Source organism: Mesorhizobium sp. WSM3859, assembly GCF_002295065.1.
In the GTDB taxonomy this organism is placed as follows: Bacteria; Pseudomonadota; Alphaproteobacteria; order Rhizobiales; family Rhizobiaceae; genus Mesorhizobium.
On record NZ_NSGG01000008.1, the window covers coordinates 38313 to 58741 of the forward strand.

At 63.6% G+C, this 20429-nt stretch carries 15 protein-coding genes; 10 read left to right on the top strand and 5 right to left on the bottom strand.

Features of this window, described 5'->3' with window-relative positions; all coding sequences use genetic code 11:
• Positions 1–31: 31 nt before the first annotated feature.
• Positions 32–238, bottom strand: coding sequence for a hypothetical protein (locus CK230_RS33645; protein ID WP_245429969.1), 207 nt, complete (start codon positions 236–238; stop codon positions 32–34).
• A 406-nt stretch (positions 239–644) separates the two neighbouring features.
• Between CK230_RS33645 and CK230_RS18120 the strand changes: the two genes are divergently transcribed.
• The 4 genes from CK230_RS18120 to CK230_RS18135 all read left to right on the top strand — a co-directional run bounded on the left by CK230_RS18120 (position 645) and on the right by CK230_RS18135 (position 5938).
• A complete protein-coding gene (locus CK230_RS18120; RefSeq protein WP_176480139.1) occupies positions 645–1811 on the top strand; it encodes an acyltransferase in 1167 nt (388 codons plus the stop codon).
• A 197-nt stretch (positions 1812–2008) separates the two neighbouring features.
• Positions 2009–3172, top strand: coding sequence for an acyltransferase (locus CK230_RS18125; RefSeq protein WP_176480140.1), 1164 nt, complete (start codon positions 2009–2011; stop codon positions 3170–3172).
• A gap of 374 nt (positions 3173–3546) precedes the next feature.
• Positions 3547–4725: a M24 family metallopeptidase gene (locus CK230_RS18130; protein ID WP_095818518.1), complete on the top strand. Its 1179-nt coding sequence runs from the start codon at positions 3547–3549 to the stop codon at positions 4723–4725.
• Complete coding sequence (locus CK230_RS18135) at positions 4712–5938, top strand: M20 family metallopeptidase (protein ID WP_095818519.1); 1227 nt, start codon at positions 4712–4714, stop codon at positions 5936–5938. The genes CK230_RS18130 and CK230_RS18135 overlap by 14 nt, the downstream gene beginning before the upstream one ends.
• Before the next feature lie 32 nt (positions 5939–5970).
• On the opposite strand, the gene CK230_RS18140 is transcribed toward CK230_RS18135, so the two are convergent.
• Both CK230_RS18140 and CK230_RS18145 read right to left on the bottom strand, forming a co-directional pair.
• The gene (locus tag CK230_RS18140; RefSeq protein WP_095818520.1) at positions 5971–7251 is read right to left on the bottom strand and encodes a M23 family metallopeptidase; all 1281 of its coding nucleotides are present in this window, start codon (positions 7249–7251) and stop codon (positions 5971–5973) included.
• Between the two features lie 140 nt (positions 7252–7391).
• A complete protein-coding gene (locus CK230_RS18145; RefSeq protein WP_095818521.1) occupies positions 7392–7859 on the bottom strand; it encodes a peroxiredoxin in 468 nt (155 codons plus the stop codon).
• A gap of 94 nt (positions 7860–7953) precedes the next feature.
• Between CK230_RS18145 and CK230_RS18150 the strand changes: the two genes are divergently transcribed.
• Complete coding sequence (locus CK230_RS18150) at positions 7954–11355, top strand: DUF3971 domain-containing protein (RefSeq protein ID WP_095818522.1); 3402 nt, start codon at positions 7954–7956, stop codon at positions 11353–11355.
• A gap of 63 nt (positions 11356–11418) precedes the next feature.
• Here CK230_RS18150 and tyrS read toward each other — a convergent pair whose 3' ends face one another.
• On the bottom strand, positions 11419–12672 hold the full coding sequence (gene tyrS, locus CK230_RS18155) for a tyrosine--tRNA ligase (RefSeq protein WP_095818723.1): 1254 nt from the start codon (positions 12670–12672) through the stop codon (positions 11419–11421).
• A 364-nt stretch (positions 12673–13036) separates the two neighbouring features.
• On the opposite strand from tyrS, the gene CK230_RS18160 reads away from it, so the two are divergent.
• Both CK230_RS18160 and CK230_RS18165 read left to right on the top strand, forming a co-directional pair.
• Positions 13037–14680, top strand: a complete 1644-nt coding sequence (locus tag CK230_RS18160) for a glycosyltransferase family 39 protein (protein ID WP_095818523.1) — start codon at positions 13037–13039, stop codon at positions 14678–14680.
• Between the two features lie 48 nt (positions 14681–14728).
• Positions 14729–15598, top strand: a complete 870-nt coding sequence (locus tag CK230_RS18165; RefSeq protein ID WP_095818524.1) for a phosphatase PAP2 family protein — start codon at positions 14729–14731, stop codon at positions 15596–15598.
• Positions 15599–15625: 27 nt separating this feature from the next.
• Here the strand turns inward: CK230_RS18165 and CK230_RS18170 are convergent, their stop codons facing one another.
• On the bottom strand, positions 15626–16300 hold the full coding sequence (locus CK230_RS18170; RefSeq protein WP_095818525.1) for an alpha/beta hydrolase: 675 nt from the start codon (positions 16298–16300) through the stop codon (positions 15626–15628).
• Between the two features lie 266 nt (positions 16301–16566).
• Between CK230_RS18170 and CK230_RS18175 the strand changes: the two genes are divergently transcribed.
• From CK230_RS18175 to sufC, 3 genes are all read left to right on the top strand, one after another.
• Positions 16567–17727, top strand: a complete 1161-nt coding sequence (locus tag CK230_RS18175) for a cysteine desulfurase family protein (RefSeq protein WP_095818526.1) — start codon at positions 16567–16569, stop codon at positions 17725–17727.
• A 190-nt stretch (positions 17728–17917) separates the two neighbouring features.
• Positions 17918–19438, top strand: coding sequence for a Fe-S cluster assembly protein SufB (sufB, locus tag CK230_RS18180; protein WP_095818527.1), 1521 nt, complete (start codon positions 17918–17920; stop codon positions 19436–19438).
• Positions 19439–19662: 224 nt separating this feature from the next.
• Entirely contained in the window at positions 19663–20418 is a 756-nt protein-coding gene (gene sufC / locus CK230_RS18190; RefSeq protein WP_042644485.1) for a Fe-S cluster assembly ATPase SufC, read from the top strand.
• The last annotated feature ends 11 nt before the right edge of the window (positions 20419–20429 follow it).

Below are 20429 nucleotides of genomic sequence, written 5' to 3' on the forward strand. Positions count from 1 at the left end.
CATGTCTGGATATCGGGTGATACATATCATCCTACAACCTAACTCGAGTCAATCGTTCTCTGGCGGGCCGTAGAAAGGGGATGCGCTTGGCGTTCAGTTCGCCATGCAGCCGGTCGATGTCGGTAGGCGTGCCGAGCTGGACTGCGACGCAGACCTTGTGCGCATGGCGCGGCGATCGCAGCTTCGACACGCCGGTATAGCGGTTGACGTGGTCGAGCTCCCAGGCGGCGAGCGTCACGCCCTCGCCATGGAAGTCGGCAAACCCTTCGGCGCGCGTCGGCGCAGGCGAAGCCGAGTTTCTCGACTAGAAATCGACTGTCCTTTCGATGTTTTCCACCAGAAGGCAAACGTCGGGGATCCGCGTGATGCTTGCCTGCACGGCTATTTCGCTCCGTTGGCTATCGAAAGCGGCAGCTTGATGTGTCCTTGAGCGCCTCGCGGTCGATGCAGATCGCTGCCCCCGATCGCAGAGCAGGTCCTTTCGGTTTCCACCCTTGGCGGCCACGAAGCGGGGACGCCAGCGCCTGCATTCACAATGGCAGCAGCCGCAACGCGGACTGCCCCGCGCCGGATCTGATCCGAAGGGCGTAATTGTGCGACGGCTTGCGGTGTGATGGGCTGATATGAAAGCTCGGAAACATGCCGTGAAAGCGAACCGTATCCGCTCACTCGATGGTCTGCGCGGTCTCTGCGCAATCATCGTCATGTTCTTCCACTGGTGGCTGCTTAGCCCGGCGGTCTGGAACGTGGTCTCCAAAGGCGTCATTCCTGCGGCCGGCTCGCCGCTTTTCATGATCTCGAAGACGCCGCTCAACGTGCTGGTTGCCGGCAGTTCGGCGGTCTTCATATTTTTCGTCATCAGCGGGGTCGTCCTAGCCCTGACTTTCGAGGAGGTGGACAGACACGACAGCGTCGCGTTCATCGTCAAGAGATTCTGCCGGATTTACCTGCCCTACGCGGTCGCGATCCTGGTCAGCCTGTCAGCCATGCTGCTGGTCCAGCCGGCGCCCGTTCCCGGCTTGAGCGAGTGGTTCAACACCTACGCCTGGTCCCAGACGATTACGCCGCTACGCCTTCTGAACTATGTGTTGATGACCAATCACGACACAACCCTGGACCCGGTCATCTGGAGCCTTGCGCATGAGCTCAGAATCTCGCTGGTCTTTCCTCTGATCTTCTTCTTCATGGCCAGGCACGGAACGGTCGCGCTCGTCGCGCTTGTCGCCTTCAGCCTGGCAGCCGAGATCATCCTCGCAATCGCGCATGTTCACTGGGTGATTGGCGAATTTCTCAACACCGGAAAATATCTGTTCCTGTTCGCATTCGGCATCTGGTTGTACAGGCGCGGGGCGGCCCCAGGTCACAGGGAGGGACGAGCCCGGACGCTGGTCCTGGGTGTCTCCGCGCTCATCGCCATTTTTCTTTCCGCGCGCATCGACCTGCTCGCCTTCACTCCGGCCGCCTTCCTGCTTTCTACGGTGGGTTCCATTCTGGTCGTGGCGCTCGCGCTGGGGCAGAACGCCATCGCGAACGCCCTGGCATCAAACGGCGCCGTATGGTTCGGCCGGATATCCTACAGCCTATACCTGATGCACATACCGGTGATGCTCTTCATCCTCCATCAGTTCCACGCCAGAGCGCCGGCTGGATTGCTGTTCGTGACCGGCATTGCCGCCGCGATCGGTGTGGCCTGGCTGATGTCGATGACGGTTGAGCGGTTCTCGCAAAGACTGGGACGATGGCTCGCCACCCGCTTGAGTTCGGCATCCGCGGCAAAGGCAGGGGCGGGTGCAGTCACCGCCGCCTCCTGAGGATGGCTTGCCCTTTGCATCCGTACTCGCGGCCGTTCCTCCGAATGGTCTAAGGGCGCTACGAAAGAGTCCATTTGCAGCAACCGGAATCCGTGGAAGATGGGCGGCGCAATCGCCTCGCGCACGTTCATGAATGAGGGCGTGCGCGTATAGCCTCCCGAAAATAGACGTCGTCGGCGACCCGGATGGAGAGGGCGATGCGGCATTTCACACTCGACGAAAAGCTGGCGCAGAGCGGCAACAGACCGACCGGTTTCGACTATATGCGGATCGGCCTCTCTCTTGCCGTCGTCGCCATGCACAGCGTCATCACGAGCCACGGCGTCGCGGCCGAGATACCGCTGTGGACTTCACCGCTGCGGCCCTACATGCGTGCGATACTGCCGATGTTCTTCGCGTTGAGCGGCTTTCTCGTTGCCGGCAGCCTCCTGCGTACTCCCGCACTCAGCCAGTTCCTTGGGCTTCGTGCCATCAGGGTTTACCCGGCGCTTGTGGTCGAGGTCTTCCTCTCGGCATTGGTGCTTGGACCCCTCCTGACGACCTTGCCCCTTACGGCCTATTTCTCTGATCCCGTCTTCCGGCTCTATCTGCTGAACGTGACGGGACACATCCATTTCCTGCTGCCGGGCCTGTTCCACGACAACCCCTTTCCCGACACTGTCAATGCACAGCTTTGGACGGTTCCCTACGAGTTGATCTGCTACATTGGCCTCTCGGCGCTGACGCTGGTCGGATTGAGGAAACGGCCGTGGATCGCGCCAGCTGCCGTTGTCGCCTTTTCGCTGGTCTATCTGGCGGCACGCTTGATCCGCCATCACGGCGAGCTGCCTTTCATCCTCGGCGGCATACCGGGTTCCGTGCTGGTGATAAGCTTCCTCGCGGGCGTCTCGATCTTCTTCTACAGGGACCGTTTGCCCTGGAGCCTGCCATTGTGCGTGCTGTCGGGAGTGGCGACGGCTCTTCTCCTCAGCGTGGTGCCGTTCGGCGACTATGTCGTCGCCCCGGTCGCCGCCTATTTCACGGTCGCCCTTGGCGTGACGAACCCCCGCAAGTTGCGCTTCCTGCAGGGAGCCGATTATTCCTACGGCATCTATCTCTATGGATTCGTTATTCAGCAGACCCTGATGGCGATCTTTCCCTGGGCGCGCATCTGGTGGCTCAATATCCTGCTTTCCGTGCCTGCCGCCGCGCTGTTCGCCGCGTGCTCCTGGCACTGGGTCGAGAAGCCAGCCCTGGAACTGCGGCGATATCTGGTGCCGCGCGGCAAGGGAGCCAAGACACTGCAGCCGGAACACAGCGAGGCGAAGCCGATATTGCAACCCGTGGAGCCCGCCGTCCTGCCCGGGCGGCAAACGCTCTGAGTTGGTAGAGCGCTCGTTTACACCGAAGATATCCGCGGTCGAGTCCGTCATCGCCCGCCACGACGCTTTGTGCGTCCCTGACTGGCCCTCTATGACTTCGAGCGAGACACCGGGCGTGACTCTCAGGATTGCAGACGCTCTTGAAGACCTGCCTTTTGGAAAGTGATCAGCGCCCGTCGTCCGGACCTTGAAGACAAACGGGATGTCGATCCGAGTACGTCGTCGCGGCCCGGAGCAGGGCGCGCCGGCATGTCGGGCCAGGCCCTGCCCATGCGTTGTGCTGGCTGATTGCGAAGGGCCAAAACCACCGCAATGGTGGGCGACAAGGGGTGGCGACTTGTCGCCCCGCCAAGGCGACCCGACAAGGAAAAAAGATGATCGAACTGCCCTTTGCCCGCGAAGAGTACCAGCAGCGGCTGGCAAAAATCCGCGCCGAAATGGCCAGGCGCGGTATCGAACTCCTGATAGTCAACGACGTCGCCAACCAGCATTACATCACCGGCTATGATGGCTGGTCGTTCTATACGCCGCAGGTCGTGCTTGTTCCCGTCGAGGATGCCGAGCCGGTCTGGATCGGCCGCGCCATGGATGCCGCCGGCGGGTTGCTGACGGCCTGGATGAAGCCGGAAAACGTCGTCGGCTTTCCGGAGGACCATGTCCAGCGCGCCGACCGTCATCCGATGGACTGGATCGCGGCCTGGATCGTCGCCAAGGGCTGGAGCAACCGTCAGATCGGCATCGAGCTCGAAGCCTATTATTTTTCGCCCAAGGCGCATGCGCGTCTCGTCGCCGGCCTGCCCAATGCGAAATGGCACGACGCCGAACTGCTCGTGAACTGGATCCGCGCGGTGAAAACCGCGCCGGAAATCGCCTATCTGCGCAAGGCCTCGAAACTGGCGGAAGCGGCGGTCGCGCGGGCCTACGAAGTCATCGCGCCGGGCGTGCGCGAATGCGACGCGATTGCCTCCATCCAGGCGGCGCAGATCGCCGGCAGTCCGGATTTCGCCGGAAATATCACGGCGCTGCCACCGACAATCCTCGGCGGCGAAAATGCTTCGGCACCGCACATCATGTGGAGCGACAGGCGGTTCGGGAAGGACGAAACGATCGCGCTCGAGCTCGCCGGGGTCTGCCGCCGCTATGCCGCCGGGCTCGCCAGGACGATGCAGCTCGGCAAGACACCGATCCGCGTCGCGGACACGGCAAAGGCAGTGATCGAAGGCATGGACGCGGTGCTCGACACCGTACGGCCAGGCACGACCGCCGAAGCGGTCGAAGCGGCATGGCGCGAGGTCATCGAGCGCCACGGGCTGAAGAAGGAATCGCGCATCGGCTATTCCATCGGCGTTGCCTATCCGCCGGATTGGGGCGAGCATACGATCAGCCTGCGGCCCGGCGACAAGACGGTGCTCCAACCCGGCAATGTTCTTCATTCGATTCTCGGCATGTGGATGGACGGCTGGGGCATCGAGATCAGCGAGACCGTTCTGGTGACCGAGACCGGCAACGAGACGCTGACGAAGTTCCCGCGGGACATCCATGTCAAAGCCTGACCAGCCGCCTTCAGCGAGCGATACCGCGTCCGGCATCGAGGCCGGAATTCTCGACCGAATGATCGAGATCCGCCGCCATCTGCACCGCCACCCGGAGCTGTCGAACCGGGAGGCGGGCACGCAGCGTTATTTGCGCGAGATGCTTGCAAAGCAAGGGATCACCGAGATTCGCGATGTGGCCGGCTACGGGCTTGCCGTCGACATCGTCGGCACCGGCCGGCCTTCGAACCGTAAGGTGGCCATCCGCGCCGATATCGACGCCTTGCCGATCGAGGAGGAGTCCGGCGTCGACTTTGCGTCGGAAAATCCGGGCGTGATGCATGCCTGCGGCCACGATGCCCATGCGGCGATGGGCTTTGCGGTCGCCGCGCATCTCAATCGCTCGCGCGACAGTTTTGGCGGAACCGTTCGCCTCATCTTCCAGCCGGCCGAGGAGGACGAGCCGTCAGGCGGCAAACGAGTGGTGGAGGAGGGGCAGCTCGACGACATCGACGCCGCGATCTGCGTTCATGTCGATCCCTATACGCCATCCGGCAAGGTCGCTGTCGGTTCCGGTCCCTACACTTTGGCGTGCGACACGTTCGATGTGCTGGTCACCGGCTCGGCGGCGCATGCGGCAAAACCCTATGAAGGTATCGACGCGCTGACTGTCGCCTGCTCGATGGTGAACGAGTTGCAGAAGATCGTCTCGCGCGAGACCGATTCCTATGATCCGCTGGTCATTTCGGTGACCGCCATCAATGGCGGCAATGCCTACAACGTCACCGCCGGCAAGGTCGCCTTCAAAGGCACCATCCGCAGCGGCAACGACGCCACTCGCGAGCGCGCCTGGCGCCGGCTTCGCGAGATGCTTGAAGGAATTGCGGCAAGCCACGGCGCAAGTGTAAAGATCGACATCCACCGGGGCGAACCGGGCGTCGTCAACGATGCCGGTATGGCGGCGCTCATCATGGCCGGCGCCAAGGCCAGCATCGGCGCGGACAATGCTCTCAACATGCCCGGTTGGAGCATTGCCGACGACTTCGGTTACTACAGCGAGAAACGTCCGTCGGTGTATTTCCGGCTCGGCATCCGCAACGAGGAAGTGGGATCGGTCTATCCGCTTCACCACGCCAAGTTCCGCGTCGACGAGGCCGCGTTGAAGAACGGCGTCCTTACCCTGGTGTCGGCGGCAACGATGTACTTGGCCGGGCAGGAGAATCCAGGCGCTTAGCGAGGTCGCGGCGCCGGCTTTGGATCGACCGGTCAAAGATATTGCGCGACTTTCTTGCCGACGGTCAGGAAGCGCAGCGGGTCGACCGCCTCGCCATCGTGGCGCACCTCGTAGTGGAGGTGCGGACCCGTGGAGCGGCCGCTGCTGCCGGTCTTGCCGATGACGTCGCCGGCGGCAAGCTTCTGGCCGACGGTCACATCGATCTCGCTCAGATGTCCGTAGCGCGTGGCAAAGCCATTGCCATGGTCGACCTCGACCATGCGGCCGTAACCGCCGGCCCAGCCGGCCCTGGTGACGGTGCCGGCGGCCGTGACCTTGGCCGGCATGCCGATCGGCGCCCTGAAATCCATGCCCGTATGCAGGGCGGCGCTGCCCAGGATCGGGTCTGTGCGCACACCAAACGGGCTGGTTACCGGATGGCCGGGGGCAGGGTTGGCGAGCGGCAGCGTGCGCGCCTCCTTCTTGACCTCGTCAAGCGCGTCTAGCGCCTCGTCCAACTCCTTGACCTTGCTGTCGAAAACCATCGAGGGATCAAGCGGAACCAGCGGCCCGCCGACATCGCTCTTGCCGAGTTCACTGTCGACCGGCAGGCCCGCCGCTTCCAGCGCCTGGGCAATGGCATCGGCGTTCTTGTAGGCGCTGTCGGCAAGCGTGGTGATGCGCGAAAGCTGCTGGCTTTCAATGGCCTTCAGCGACGCATTGATCGAGACGAACAGCTTGTCGGCACGATCGGCGGCCGTTTCGGCATCGAGCGGATTGGACCGTGTCGACCAGAGTGAGAAGGGCCTGGTGTCGCCGGCGCTCAATGATGCGACGGAATAGGTCGGCGCCTGCGAAAGGCTGCCGGTGATTTCCGCGTGTTCGTCGGGCTTGGGTGTTGCCGCGCTCGCCGCGGGCACGTCGCCGACCTCGTTCTCAGCGCGCTCGAGGATCGGGCCGAGCCGTCCGTGGCGTTCGCTGAGCTGGATCTGCCTGGCCAAGAGCTCGCTGACCTTGGTTTCCATCAGCTGCTGATCGAGAAGCTGGCGGCTGGTGATGCGGTCGACCTGGGCGCGAAGGGCTGAAATGCGGTCCTCATAGGCCTGCTGCATGCGCGCCTGCCTTGCCGTCGTGGCGCCGATCAGGTCGTCGCGCAGCACCAGATAGGACGTGGCGAGCAAATAGCCGATGGCGATCGCCGCCAGCGCCGAGCCGATGAAGGCGGCCAGCCAGGGGCGGATGGTGAAGTGCCTTATCTCGTTGCCCCGGGCGATGATGACCGTGTGCGGTTCCTTGCGCCTGCCGAAGACAGCTGACTGACCGGTTGGTTTCACGGGGACCAGGCTTTCGTTACGGGACCAACGACAAGCCTGATTACACATTATTAGGGTTAACAAAGTTTTGCGGGCCCGATCCCGGCGCCGCCTTTGCCCGTAACGCGGGTACCGGATTGTAGCGTGGCGGCGTCGGCGCCTCAGAGCGCGCGCACGGCCTCGAGCACCTCTTCGGCATGACCCTTGACGCGAACCTTACGCCAGACGCGGGCAATGCGCCCGTCCTTGCCGATCAGGAACGTGGCGCGCTCGACACCCATATAGTTGCGCCCGTACATCGTCTTCTCGACCCACAAATGATAGGCTTCGATCACCTTGCGCTCCTCGTCGGCGACGAGATCGACGGTGAGATCGTACTTCGCCTTGAATTTGTCGTGTTTCTTTACGCTATCGGGGGAGAGCCCGATCACCACGGCGCCGGCCTTCTCGAATTCGGGCTTCAACTGCGAGAAGCCGATCGCCTCGTTGGTGCAGCTTGTGGTGTCGTCCTGCGGATAGAAGTAGAGTACGACGGGCTTGCCCCGGAACGAGGCGAGGCTGAGGGAGCCGCCGCCGTCACGCGGAAGATCGAATTGAGGCGCTGCGTCGCCCACCTCGAGATCAGCCATATCGATGCCCTTGTTTGCGGTTACGCGCGGGAAAGCATCGATATAACGTGAGGTGGGATTCGTCCATGACGGGTTCGTCACAACGGAAGATTGCTTGGATCAGGAAGACCCGCAGCACGAGAAGATCAGGTTCAGGCGTGACGAGATCACCGACCTGGCGAAGCTCCCGTCCGCGTGCAGCGTGCCGCCGCTTGGCCGCGCGGTGGTACGGCGGCGCTTCCGAGTCCTCGGCCGCGTGTTTGCCGGGCTTTGCGCTCTCGTGCTTCTGGCGGCGGCGGGCGTCTATGTGCTCGGAGCCTCGGGCATCGGCACGGAACGGCTCCGGGCCGAGGCGGAGATTGCCATCGAGAAGCTGGCGGGCGTCGATGTCAATGTCACCGTCGGCGCGGCGCGGCTGACGCTGGACGGATCGAGCTTCATTGCCCTGCAGGTGAACGATGTCAGCCTCAAGACGGCCGACGGCAAGCCGATGGCCGATATCGGGCGCGTGCGTTTCGGCATGCGCCTCTTGCCGCTGCTTTCGGGCGATGTCCGGCTGACCAGCGCCAGATTTTCCAACGCCCACATCGTCGTGGCCGCCATGCCTTCCGGCGGCGGCGACTGGACGGCGGCGCTGCGCAACGAAGATGGCCTCGTCGATCCGGAGAAAGTCTCGGCGGCGGTGTTCGCAGGCGTCAACGACGCGCTCGATGCCGTGCGCGAGGATTCCATGCGCCAAGTCGATCTGCGCAATGTCGCGTTCGAACTGCCAGATACCGGGCCGGTCGAGCGCGTTACCGTCACCTCGGCCACCGTCGCGCAGACCGGCACCGGAAGCATACAGTTCTCCTACGATGCCGAGGTCGATGGCCGCCACGCGACTTTGACCGCCTCCGCGACCCGCGATGCGACGGCGAGGCGGATCGCCTCGCTGGACGCCAATCTCGCAGTTGCTGGCGTCTCAGGCGAGGAGAGTGCGACCGGGGCCGCGCCGGTGGCCGAGGGCGCGAAGCTGGGTTCGATCGCGCTGAAGCTTTCGGGTTCGGAAGCGTCCGGCGACAACCCGTCCAGCCTGGCGGCTACGCTCTCGCTCACCGGTTCCGTGCTCGACCTGGGCGAACGCGGCCTGCTGCCCGTCGACGTCGATACCGATGCCACTTTGGAGGCCGGCTCGAACAAGATCTCGGTCGAGCGGCTGCTGATCAGGAACGGCCGCTCCAGCTTCGACTTTGCCGGATCGATCGGGCCGAAGCCGTTAGCAGCGGGGGAGGAACCCGCCTACCGCTATGATCTCACCAGCGACGGCTCGACGCTGGCGCCTTCGGAATCGCCGGAGCCGGCGCTTCGGTTCCTGGCGCGTATCGCGGGCGTCTATCAGCCGAAGAGCCGCAAGCTCGTCGCCGAGCAGATCGGCGTCCGGTCCGGCGGATCGGGCGAGGTGCTTGGCGCTGCCACGGTTGCCTTCATCGACAACGGCCCTCCGGGCATATCGCTGTCGCTCAACGTTCACGACATGCCGGTCTCGCATGTCAAGCAATTGTGGCCATGGTTTTCGGCCCGCAACGCGCGGCTTTGGGTGCTGGGCAACCTGTTCGGCGGGACGGTGACCGAAGCCAACCTGCAGTTCCAGGTCGCGCCGGGGCGCCTGGGCAACGGCGTGCCGCTCACTGGCGACGAAGTGTTCGGCCGTTTCCAGATCGACGGCTCGCGTTTCGATACCGCCGGACGCATCCCGCCGATCCGCGATGCCGTCGGCGTCGTGGCGTTTCACGGCAATGATGTCGACATCAGCCTCTCATCGGGCAGCGTCTATATGCCAAGCGGCCGCACCGTGGCGGCAAGCGGCGGCACGCTGACGATCAAGAACGCGAACCGACCGATCGTGGTCGGCGGGCTCGACATCGACGTCGCGGGTGAGGCGCCGGCGATCGCCGAGCTTGCCTCCTACGAACCGATCAATGCCATGCGCCATGTCGGGCTGGCGCCCGAGGACCTGTCCGGCACCGTCACCGGCCATGTCAGGGCGGACATTCCGCTAACGAAGGGCATGGACACTTCGAAACTCGATTGGCTGGTTTCCCTCGACTATCAGGATCTGTCTTTAGCCAAGCCATTCGAAGACCAGACCGTGACCGAGGCGGACGGCTCGATAACAGTGGGGCCAAAGCAGGCGGTGATTTCGGCGGACGCCAAGCTCAATGACATTCCGGCCGAGCTCGATCTGGTCGAGCCGCTTGCCGACGACGGGCCGGCGCGAAGCCGCAAGGTCACGCTGATCCTCGACGACAAGACGCGTAACGCCAGCATGCCTGGACTGTCGGACCTGCTTTCGGGAACCATCAAGGTGGCGATCGACAAGAGCGGCGAGGGCGCCCAGCAGGTCTCTGCGGACCTGACCAATGCCAGGCTCGACATTCCCTGGGCGGGCTGGAGCAAGGGTGCCGGCATTCCGGCCAAGGTCGCTTTCAACATGGCGAAGTCCGGCAGCACCACCACGCTGTCGGATTTCGCTCTCGACGGAAAAAGCTTTTCGATCGACGGCAATGTGACGCTGGCCAACGGCGCGTTGTCCGCGGCCCGCTTCAGCAAGGTTGCGTTGAACCGAGGCGACGACATTGCCGTTTCGGTAAAGCGCGCCGGCAAGAGCTACGCTGTCGACGTCAGCGGCGCATCGCTCGACGCCCGCTCGCTGATCAAGCAGTTCACCTCCGATGTCGACACCGCCACCAAGGGCGCCGGCAGCGACGCGATCTCGGTGAGCGCCGATGTGGCATCGCTGACCGGTTTCCACGACGAGGTGCTTTCCAATCTCAAGCTCGAATACAGCGCGGCCGGATCGCGCGTGAACGGGCTCAACGTCACCGCCGCGGCAAGCTCGGGCGCCCCGATTGCGATCAGCAACACCACCAGCGAGGGCGGTCGGGTGCTCAGGGTGAAGTCGGCCGATGCCGGCGCGATCCTGCGTTTCCTCAACGTCTATGAGCATATGGAAGGCGGCGCGATCACGCTGTCGCTTTCCGGCACCGCCGATGGTCCGATGAGAGGACAGGTGGATGCCAGCAATTTCTACGTCGTCAACGAGCCCAAGCTGGCCTCGATCGTGTCGACCACGCCGGCCGGCGATACACGCAGCCTGAACGAGGCCGTCAAAGGCAATATCGACACGTCCAGGGTGCAGTTCGAGCGCGGCTTCGCCGAGATCGACAAGGGTTCCGGCTACCTGAAGCTGGCGAACGGCCTGCTGCGCGGCCCTCGCATCGGCACGACGTTCCAGGGCACGCTCTACGATCCGGACAACAACATGGACATGACCGGCACCTTCATGCCGGTCTATGGGCTGAACCGCATCTTCGGCGAGTTGCCGTTGTTCGGCCCGCTGCTCGGCAACGGCCGCGACCGGGGCCTGATCGGCGTGACCTACCGGCTGCGCGGCAACGCCAACAAGCCGACCCTCAACATCAATCCGCTGTCCGTGGTGGCGCCAGGCATATTCCGCTCGATCTTCGAGTACAGGTAAACCTGATCCCGAAAAGCGGTCTCCGGCTTTCGGGCAGGATGACGATCGGGAAGGTGCGGCCGATCAGATCGGCCGCACCAGAACGTGCTTCTTCTTGCCGAGCGAGAGCTTCACCACGCCTTCCGGGCCGAGGTCCTGGGACGTGACGATGCGCCGGTCGTCGGTCAAGGGCTGGTCGTTGATGCGCACCGCGCCGCCCTGGATATGGCGGCGCGCTTCGCCGTTCGAGCCGGCCAGCCCGGCCGTGACGAACAGCGCCAGGATGCCGATCCCGGCTTCGAGGTCCGATTTGGCGACTTCGACGCTGGGCAGCGTGTCGGCAAGCGCGCCTTCCTCGAAAGTCTTGCGCGCCGTCTCGCTTGCCGTCTCGGCCGCCTCGCGGCCGTGCAGCATGGCGGTGATCTCGGTGGCGAGGATCTTCTTCGCCTCATTGATCTCCGAGCCGCCGAGCTTTTCCAGCCGCGCCACCTCGTCCAGCGGCAGCGTGGTGTAAAGCTTCAGGAAGCGGCCGACATCGGCGTCCTCGGTGTTGCGCCAGTATTGCCAGAACTCGTAAGGCGAGAGCATGTCGCCATCGAGCCAGACGGCGCCCGAGGCCGACTTGCCCATCTTGGCGCCCGACGAGGTGGTGAGCAGCGGCGTGGTCATGGCGAAGAGCTGCACGCCCTCCATGCGGTGACCGAGGTCGATGCCGTTGACGATGTTGCCCCACTGGTCCGAGCCGCCCATCTGCAGCCGGCAACCGACCCGCTTGTAGAGCTCGACGAAGTCGTAGGCCTGCAGGATCATGTAGTTGAATTCGAGGAAGGACAGCGACTGCTCGCGGTCGAGCCTGAGTTTCACGCTATCAAAGGCGAGCATGCGGTTGACGGAGAAATGCCGTCCGACATCGCGCAGGAAATTGACGTAGTTGATCTGCATCAGCCAGTCGGCATTGTTGACCATGACCGCGTCGCCGGGGCCGCTGCCGAACTTCAGGTAAGGCGCGAAATTGCGGCGGATGCCGACGAGATTGTCCTCAATGTCCTGAGCGGTGAGCAGCTTGCGCGCTTCGTCCTTGAAGGACGGGTCGCCGATCATCGAGGTGCCGCCGCCCATCAGCGCGATCGGCCGGTGGCCGGTCTGCTGCAGCCAGTGCAGCATCATGATCTGGATCAGCGATCCGGCATGCAGACTCCGGGCCGTGGCGTCGAAGCCGATATAGGCGCTCACCGTTTCCTTGGCGAAAAGCTGGTCGAGGGCGGATTCATCCGAAATCTGGTGGATGAAACCGCGCTCGTTCATGATGCGCAGGAAATCGGATTTGAAGGCGGACATGGTTTCTTCCTGGAGATCGCTGGGCACCAAGGCCAAGCTGGATATGAAGGCGCGCGTTTAGCATCCAAGCGCGATCAGCAAAAGTGGTTTCCGGTTTTGCGTCCGATCGCGCTTCACTCCAGCGCTGCGTGCGAGAGAGTAGCGGGGCATATCGCTTCAGGCCGAACTCGCCTCCATCGCCCTTTTCCGAGCGCCGACTTCGAACGCTGGGCTCTCTGCCGCGAGTTGGAAACTGAAGCGATTGCCCGGGGACAGGCCACTTCTTGCTTCGCCCATCTTGCTGGCGTAATGAAGCGCCGCGCAAATACAGGCGCCATGCCGCGACGGGGCCATCCCGCAGTTTCAGATCGGACGAGCTCCCGCGATGAACAGGAACTACATTCTCCTCTTTCTGTTCAGCATCGTCATGACCGTCACCGGCTTGGCCAGCCTGCCGCCGGTCGACCGTGACGAATCCCGCTTCGTCCAGGCGACCAAGCAGATGGTCGAAACGGGCGACTATGTCGACATTCGGCTGCAGGACGTCACGCGCTACAAGAAGCCGATCGGCATCTACTGGCTGCAGTCGGCGGCGGTGGCGCTGAGCGGCGAGGGGGCAGCGGCGCCGATCTGGGTCTATCGCGTGGTCTCGATGCTGGGCATCGCGATCGCCGTCGTCGGCATCGGCTGGACCGGAAAAAAACTCTTCGGCGCCAATGCCGGGCTGGCCGCCGGCCTGACGATGGCGGCGATCTTCGCCACCGCCTTCGAGGGGCGCGACGCCAAGACCGACGCCATGCTTCTCGCCTGCTGCGTGATCGCGCAAGGCGCACTGGCGCAGGTCTATGTGGCAGCCAAGCGCAACGAGCCGGTTCCCGGACATCTGCCGTGGATCTTCTGGATCGCGCAAGGGCTGGGCATTCTCATCAAGGGACCGGTTTCGCCGCTCTTGTCGCTGCTGACCGCCGCTGCGCTCGTTGCCTTCGACCGCGACTGGCGCTGGCTCACCAAGATGAAGCTGGTGCGCGGCGTGGCGATCGTGCTTGTCATCGTCCTGCCTTGGCTCGTCCTCATCACCTGGAAGAGCGGCGGCGCCTTCTTCCAGGAAGCGGTCGGCAAGGACATGCTGAACAAGGTGGCGCAGGGCGAGGAATCGCACGGCCTGCCGCCCGGCTTTTACATGTTGACCTATTCCCTGTTCATGTGGCCGTTCGGGCTGATCGCGGTCGGCGCTGGGCTGCAGGCGATCAACCGGTTCTGGGACGATCCGCGCCTGCGCTTCTGCCTGGCCTGGTACATCCCGTTCTGGCTGGTGTTCGAGGCGATCCCGACCAAGCTGCCGCATTACGTCATGCCGGCCTATCCAGGGATGGCGCTTTTGATCGGCTGGCTGCTCACCTTACCAGCAGACCAGGCCAACGCGCCGCTGAAGCGCTGGCAGACATGGCTGTGGTGGGCGACCGCCTTCGGGCTTGCCGTGGTGGCGATCGGCCTTGCCGTGGTCTGCGTCGGCGCGCCGCTTTATGTGGCGAAGACCTTCTCCTGGTGGAGCATACCGGCGGCGATCGCCGCCCTGGTCACCGGTTATCTCGCTTTCCCCAGGCAGTTGCAGGTGCCGCTTCCGCGGATCGCCGCGATCGCCGTTGGCGCGGGCATCACCCTCAGCCTGCTGTTTGGCGTCATTGCGCCTTCGCTGAAGCCGATTTGGCTGAGCCCCGCGGTCAAGGCCGCCGTCGACGCCAACCGGCTTTGCGACACAAGCGTGCTTGCCTCGGCGAAGTTCCAGGAGCCGAGCCTGGTCTTCCTGGTCGGCACCAAGACCGTGCTCACCGACGTTGAGGGTGTGGCTCGGCATCTGTTGGCCGATCCGGCCTGCGCGCTTGGGCTGGCGCCGATCAAGGACGAGCAGAAGCTTGCCGGTGTGCTGACCGCCCAGGGCAAGTCAGCGAAGCGGCTGACCGAGATCGACGGCATCAACTATTCGTCAGGAGACAAGCTCGCGCTCGGGCTTTACCGGGTGGCTCCCTGAACAATAGCGTCGGGCCTCCATTGCCCCTATAGACTTTGCGCCAAAGCCATGTCCGCAGCACCCCTTGCCCTTTACCGCCGCTCGCTCGGCAATTTCCGCGACACGGTGTCGATCGTGAAGCGGCGCTTTGTGGTGCGGCCGGCGCGCTATCCGCGAATTCTATGGAGCGTCTGGCTCATAGCCTGGGTGCTGCTCATCATTGCGACCTTCCTGCGCCTTGACGCCGGCGCGGGCGAGATGCGCGGCGAATGGTCGCCCGGCTTCGCGCGCTTCACCGATTTCTTCACGCAGTTCGGCCTCGGCGGCTGGTATCTCATTCCGGCGGCGCTCTGCCTCGTCGCCGCCAACCTGACGGATTGGCGCGGCCTGTCCCGGCAAGGCCGGATGCTCGTCTACAACTGGACGTGCTTCGCCTTCCTGGTGCTCTGCGCCGTTGGCCTGTCCGGTCTCGCGGTCAACGTGCTGAAATACGGCATCGGCCGGGCTCGGCCGCTCTATTTCAACGATTTCGGCGTCCTGTCGCTGCATCCTTTCGCCATGGACGCGCGCTTCGCCGGCTTTCCGTCCGGCCATGCCACGACGATGGGCGCGGTCTTCGGTATCCTGCTGCTTTTGTTCCCGCGCCGCTGGACTATCGCGCTGGCGGTGACCGCCTGCATTGCCTCGACGCGCGTCTTCGTCGGCGCGCATTATCCGAGCGACACGGTCGCGGGGTTCGGCCTCGGGCTGGCTTTTGCGGTGCTCTCGGGGCTGGTGTTCGCCCGGCTGGGTTTCATCTTCGGCCAGACAAGCTCGAAACTGCCGGTGCGCAAGCGGACATTCAGGCTGACACCTTCGCGTGCGCCGCGAGACAGGGTTTCGATGGCCGGCTCGGTCGACGCCAGCGGGATCGGCGCCGACCGAACCCAGGCCCCATAAGGCACCCGGGCTGGCACTCTTCGGTGCTTAGCGCAGCCGTTTCGGCCGCGGATCCGCGAGCTCGCCGGCGAGGCGCCGGTCGAGATAGTCGGCGCATTCATGGATCAGCAACTCGGCGTCATTGGCGAAGAAATGGTTGGCGCCGGGCAGCGTCTTCTGGGTGATGGTGATGCCCTTTTGCGTATGCAGCTTGTCGACCAAGCCCTGCACGTCCTTGGGCGGCGCCACCTTGTCGGCATCGCCATGGATGATCAGGCCGGATGACGGGCAGGGCGCCAGGAACGAAAAATCATAGGTGTTAGGCTGCGGCGCGACCGAGATGAAGCCTTCGATCTCCGGCCGGCGCATCAGAAGCTGCATGCCGATCCACGAGCCGAAGGAATAGCCGGCGACCCAGCAGCTCTTGGAATCCGGATGCAGCGACTGCACCCAGTCGAGCGCCGCCGCCGCGTCCGACAATTCGCCGGTGCCGTGGTCGAACTCGCCCTGGCTGCGGCCGATGCCGCGGAAATTGAAGCGCAGCACGGTGAAATCGCGCTTCTGGAACATGTAGAAGAGGTCGTAGACGATCTTGTTGTTCATCGTGCCGCCGAATTGCGGGTGCGGGTGCAGCACGATGGCGATCGGGGCGCTCTTTTCCTTCGAGGGCTGATAGCGTCCCTCCAAGCGACCAGCCGGACCGGCGAAAATGACCTCAGGCATAAAATACTCCACGTGGCATATGAATGCGCTAGCCCGGAACTGTTTCGGCCCTAACTCTGCTGCGGCCCCAAACCTTCTGTGGCCTTGACGCCGGGCGAGCGTCTTCCTAGAAGCTAGTTTAGAATTGTTCAAAACTGGGATGCCGAAACCCGATGGTTCGGCCGCCCGCGCCGCAAGCCGCGTAAATAGGACGGCTTGCCTTGCAATTTCAAGGAAATAACGCGCTATCCTCGCGGGATAGTTGGCGGAGGACGAACTGAGCGAAAATGGCCGCAACCCGCGCCTATCTCGACTACAACGCCAGCGCGCCGCTCATTGCGGAAGCGCGGGCGGCGATGGTTGCCGCGCTCGATGCCGCCAACCCGTCATCGGTCCACACGGAAGGGCGCGCTTCGCGCCGGCTGGTCGAGAACGCGCGCCGCGACGTGGCGCGGCTGGTCAACGCCAGGCCCGAGCATGTCGTCTTCACCTCCGGCGCCACCGAAGCCGCCTCGACGCTGCTTGGGCCGGACTGGCAGATGGGACGCGGCGCCATCCGCATGAGCCATCTCTATGTCTCTGAGGCCGACCATCCCTGCGTCCTCAATGGCGGGCGCTTCGCGCCGGCGCAGGTGACGAGGATCGGCGTCGACCGCAACGGCGTTGCCGATCTTGAGGCGCTTGCCGCCGCGCTCGCCCAGCATGACAAGGCGGCCGGCCTGCCGCTGGTAGCGATCCATGCCGCCAACAACGAGACAGGCGTCGTCCAGCCGGTCGGTCGCGTCGGTGAAATCGTCAAGGCCGCCGGCGGGGTGCTGGTGGTCGATGCCGTGCAGGCAGCCGGGCGGATTCCGCTCGACATGTCAGCTCCTTATGCCGATTATCTGATCCTGTCCTCGCACAAGATTGGTGGGCCCAAGGGTGTCGGCGCGATCGTCGCCGCGTCCGACCTGATGATGCCGCGGCCGCTGGTCAATGGCGGCGGCCAGGAGAAGGGCCACCGCGCCGGCACGGAAAACGTCGCCGGGATCGCCGGTTTTGGCGCCGCCGCGCGGGCAGCACTTGCGGGCTTGGACGATGTTGATGCCGTCTCGCGGCGCCGTGACGAGATCGAAGCTCTCGTGACGGAACTGGCGCCGGACGCGGAAATCTTCGGAAATGGCGCTCAGAGGCTTGCCAACACGACATTCTTCGCTATTCCCGGCGTCAAGGCCGAAACGGCGCAGATCGCTTTCGATCTTGCCGGTGTCGCACTGTCGGCGGGCTCGGCCTGCTCGTCGGGAAAGGTCGGGCCAAGCCATGTGCTGAAGGCCATGGGCCGTGGCGACAGCCTGGGCGCCTTGCGGGTCTCGATCGGCCGCGTGACCGGGGCCGAGGACATCGAAGCGTTCCGGGCTGCGCTGGTGGGTATCGTCGCGCGCCGGGCGGGCAAGGAAGAAGCCGCCTGACGGCGGCGAAGATGAATTCAGGCCCTGCGGCCTGGTAGAGCCGTGCGTTTTGTCCTGGCCGGGTGAATTTCCGGTGGATACGCACTATATGGAGCTTACTCCGTTGCGCACCCCCGCCGGGATGCGATCACAGCGGTGCCATAGTTTGAAAACTGCCGGGCCTTGACCCCGGCGTGGATGGAGAACGCTTATGCCTGCTGTGCAGGAGACGATCGATCGAGTCCGAAAGATCGACGTCGACCAGTATAAATACGGATTCCAGACAGAGATCGAGATGGACAAGGCCCCGAAGGGCCTGAGCGAAGATATTATTCGCTTCATCTCGGCCAAGAAGGATGAGCCGGACTGGATGCTGGAATGGCGTCTGGGGGCCTATCGCCGCTGGCTGACGCTGGAAGAGCCGACCTGGGCGCGCGTCCATTATCCGAAGATCGACTTCCAGGACATCTATTACTACGCCGCGCCGAAGAGCACGCCGGGGCCGAAGTCGCTGAGCGAGGTCGATCCTGAACTGCTAAAGGTCTACGAAAAGCTTGGCATTCCGCTCAAGGAGCAGGAGATACTGGCCGGCGTGCAGAAGCCCGCGGTTGCGGACGAGGAAGCGGAGATAGGCGACAACGTCTACAAGTCCGGCCGCGTTGCGGTCGACGCCGTGTTCGATTCCGTTTCGGTGGTCACCACCTTCAAGGAAGAGCTCGCCAAGGCGGGCGTTATCTTCTGTTCGATCTCTGAAGCGATCCGCGAGCATCCGGAACTGGTCAAGAAATATCTCGGCTCGGTCGTGCCGACCTCGGACAATTTCTACGCGACGCTGAACTCGGCCGTGTTCACGGACGGCTCCTTCGTCTTCGTGCCCAAGGGCGTCCGCTGCCCGATGGAGCTCTCGACCTATTTCCGCATCAATGAGAAGAACACCGGCCAGTTCGAGCGCACGCTGATCATCGCCGAGGAGGGGGCTTACGTCTCCTATCTCGAAGGCTGCACGGCGCCGCAGCGCGACGAGAACCAGCTGCATGCCGCCGTGGTCGAGTTGATCGCGCTAGACGATGCCGAGATCAAATATTCGACGGTGCAGAACTGGTATCCCGGCGACGCCGAGGGCAAGGGCGGCATTTATAACTTCGTCACCAAGCGCGGCGACTGCCGCGGCGACCGCTCGAAGATCTCGTGGACGCAGGTCGAGACCGGCTCGGCCATCACCTGGAAATATCCGAGCTGCATCCTGCGCGGTGACGATTCCAGCGGCGAGTTCTATTCGATCGCGGTGTCGAACGGCTACCAGCAGGTCGACAGCGGCACCAAGATGATCCATCTCGGCAAGAACACGTCGAGCCGCATCATCTCCAAGGGCATCGCCGCCGGATTCTCGCAAAACACCTATCGCGGCCAGGTCTCGGCGCACCGCAAGGCGACCAACGCGCGCAACTTCACCAATTGCGACTCGCTTCTGATCGGCGACCAGTGCGGCGCGCACACCGTGCCCTACATGGAAGCCAAGAACGCGACGGCGAAGTTCGAGCACGAGGCGACGACGTCGAAGATCTCCGAGGACCAGAAGTTCTACGTCATGCAGCGCGGCATCCCCGAGGAAGAGGCGATCGCGCTGATCGTCAACGGCTTCGTCAAGGACGTCATCCAGCAGTTGCCGATGGAGTTCGCCGTCGAAGCGCAGAAGCTGATCGGCATCAGCCTCGAGGGGAGTGTGGGGTGACAAAGTCGCCCAAGCGCGAATCCGCGGAAAAGCATGTGTATCTGCGGGAGTGGATGGACGGTCTGCGGGTTTGGAATTGGCGTTGTATTCGGCCGCACTCGGCGTTGCCTTGCTCGTCGCGGCCTACTCGCCGGCTGGCTTTTGGCACGGGTTTCTGGAAACCCTGAAGCAGTTGTTAAATCAAGTTTAGCCGAGCAGACGGCTACGCATAGGACGAAATAGAAATGCTTGAGATCAAGAACCTTCACGCCCGCATCGTCGATGACGGCACCGAGATCATCCGCGGCCTGAACCTGACGGTGAAAGCCGGCGAGGTCGCCGCCATCATGGGGCCGAACGGCTCGGGCAAATCGACGCTGTCCTACATCCTTGCCGGCCGCGAGGACTATGAGGTCACCGAAGGCGATATCCTCTATAACGGCCAGTCGATCCTCGAGATGGATCCGGCCGAGCGCGCCACGGCGGGCATCTTCCTCGCCTTCCAGTATCCGATGGAGATACCGGGCGTGGCGACCATGGAATTCCTGAAAGTGGCGATGAACGAGCAGCGCAAGGCGCGCGGCGAGGAACCTCTGAAGGTGCCGGAGTTCCTGAAGCGCGTGAAGGAAGCGGCGGCCTCGCTCAGCATGGACATGAACATGCTGAAGCGGCCGCTCAATGTCGGCTTTTCCGGCGGCGAGAAGAAGCGTGCCGAGATCCTGCAGATGAAGCTGCTCGAGCCGAAGCTCTGTGTGCTGGACGAGACCGATTCCGGCCTCGACATCGATGCGCTGAAGATCGTCTCCGACGGCGTCAACGCGCTGCGTTCGCCGGAACGCGCCATTGTCGTCATCACCCACTACCAGCGCCTGCTGGAGCACATCGTGCCGGATTCGGTGCACGTGCTCTACAAGGGCCAGGTCATCAAGTCGGGCGACAAGTCGCTGGCGCTCGATCTCGAGGCCAACGGCTACGCCGGCGTGATTGGCGAAGCCGCGTGAGATGGGAGCAG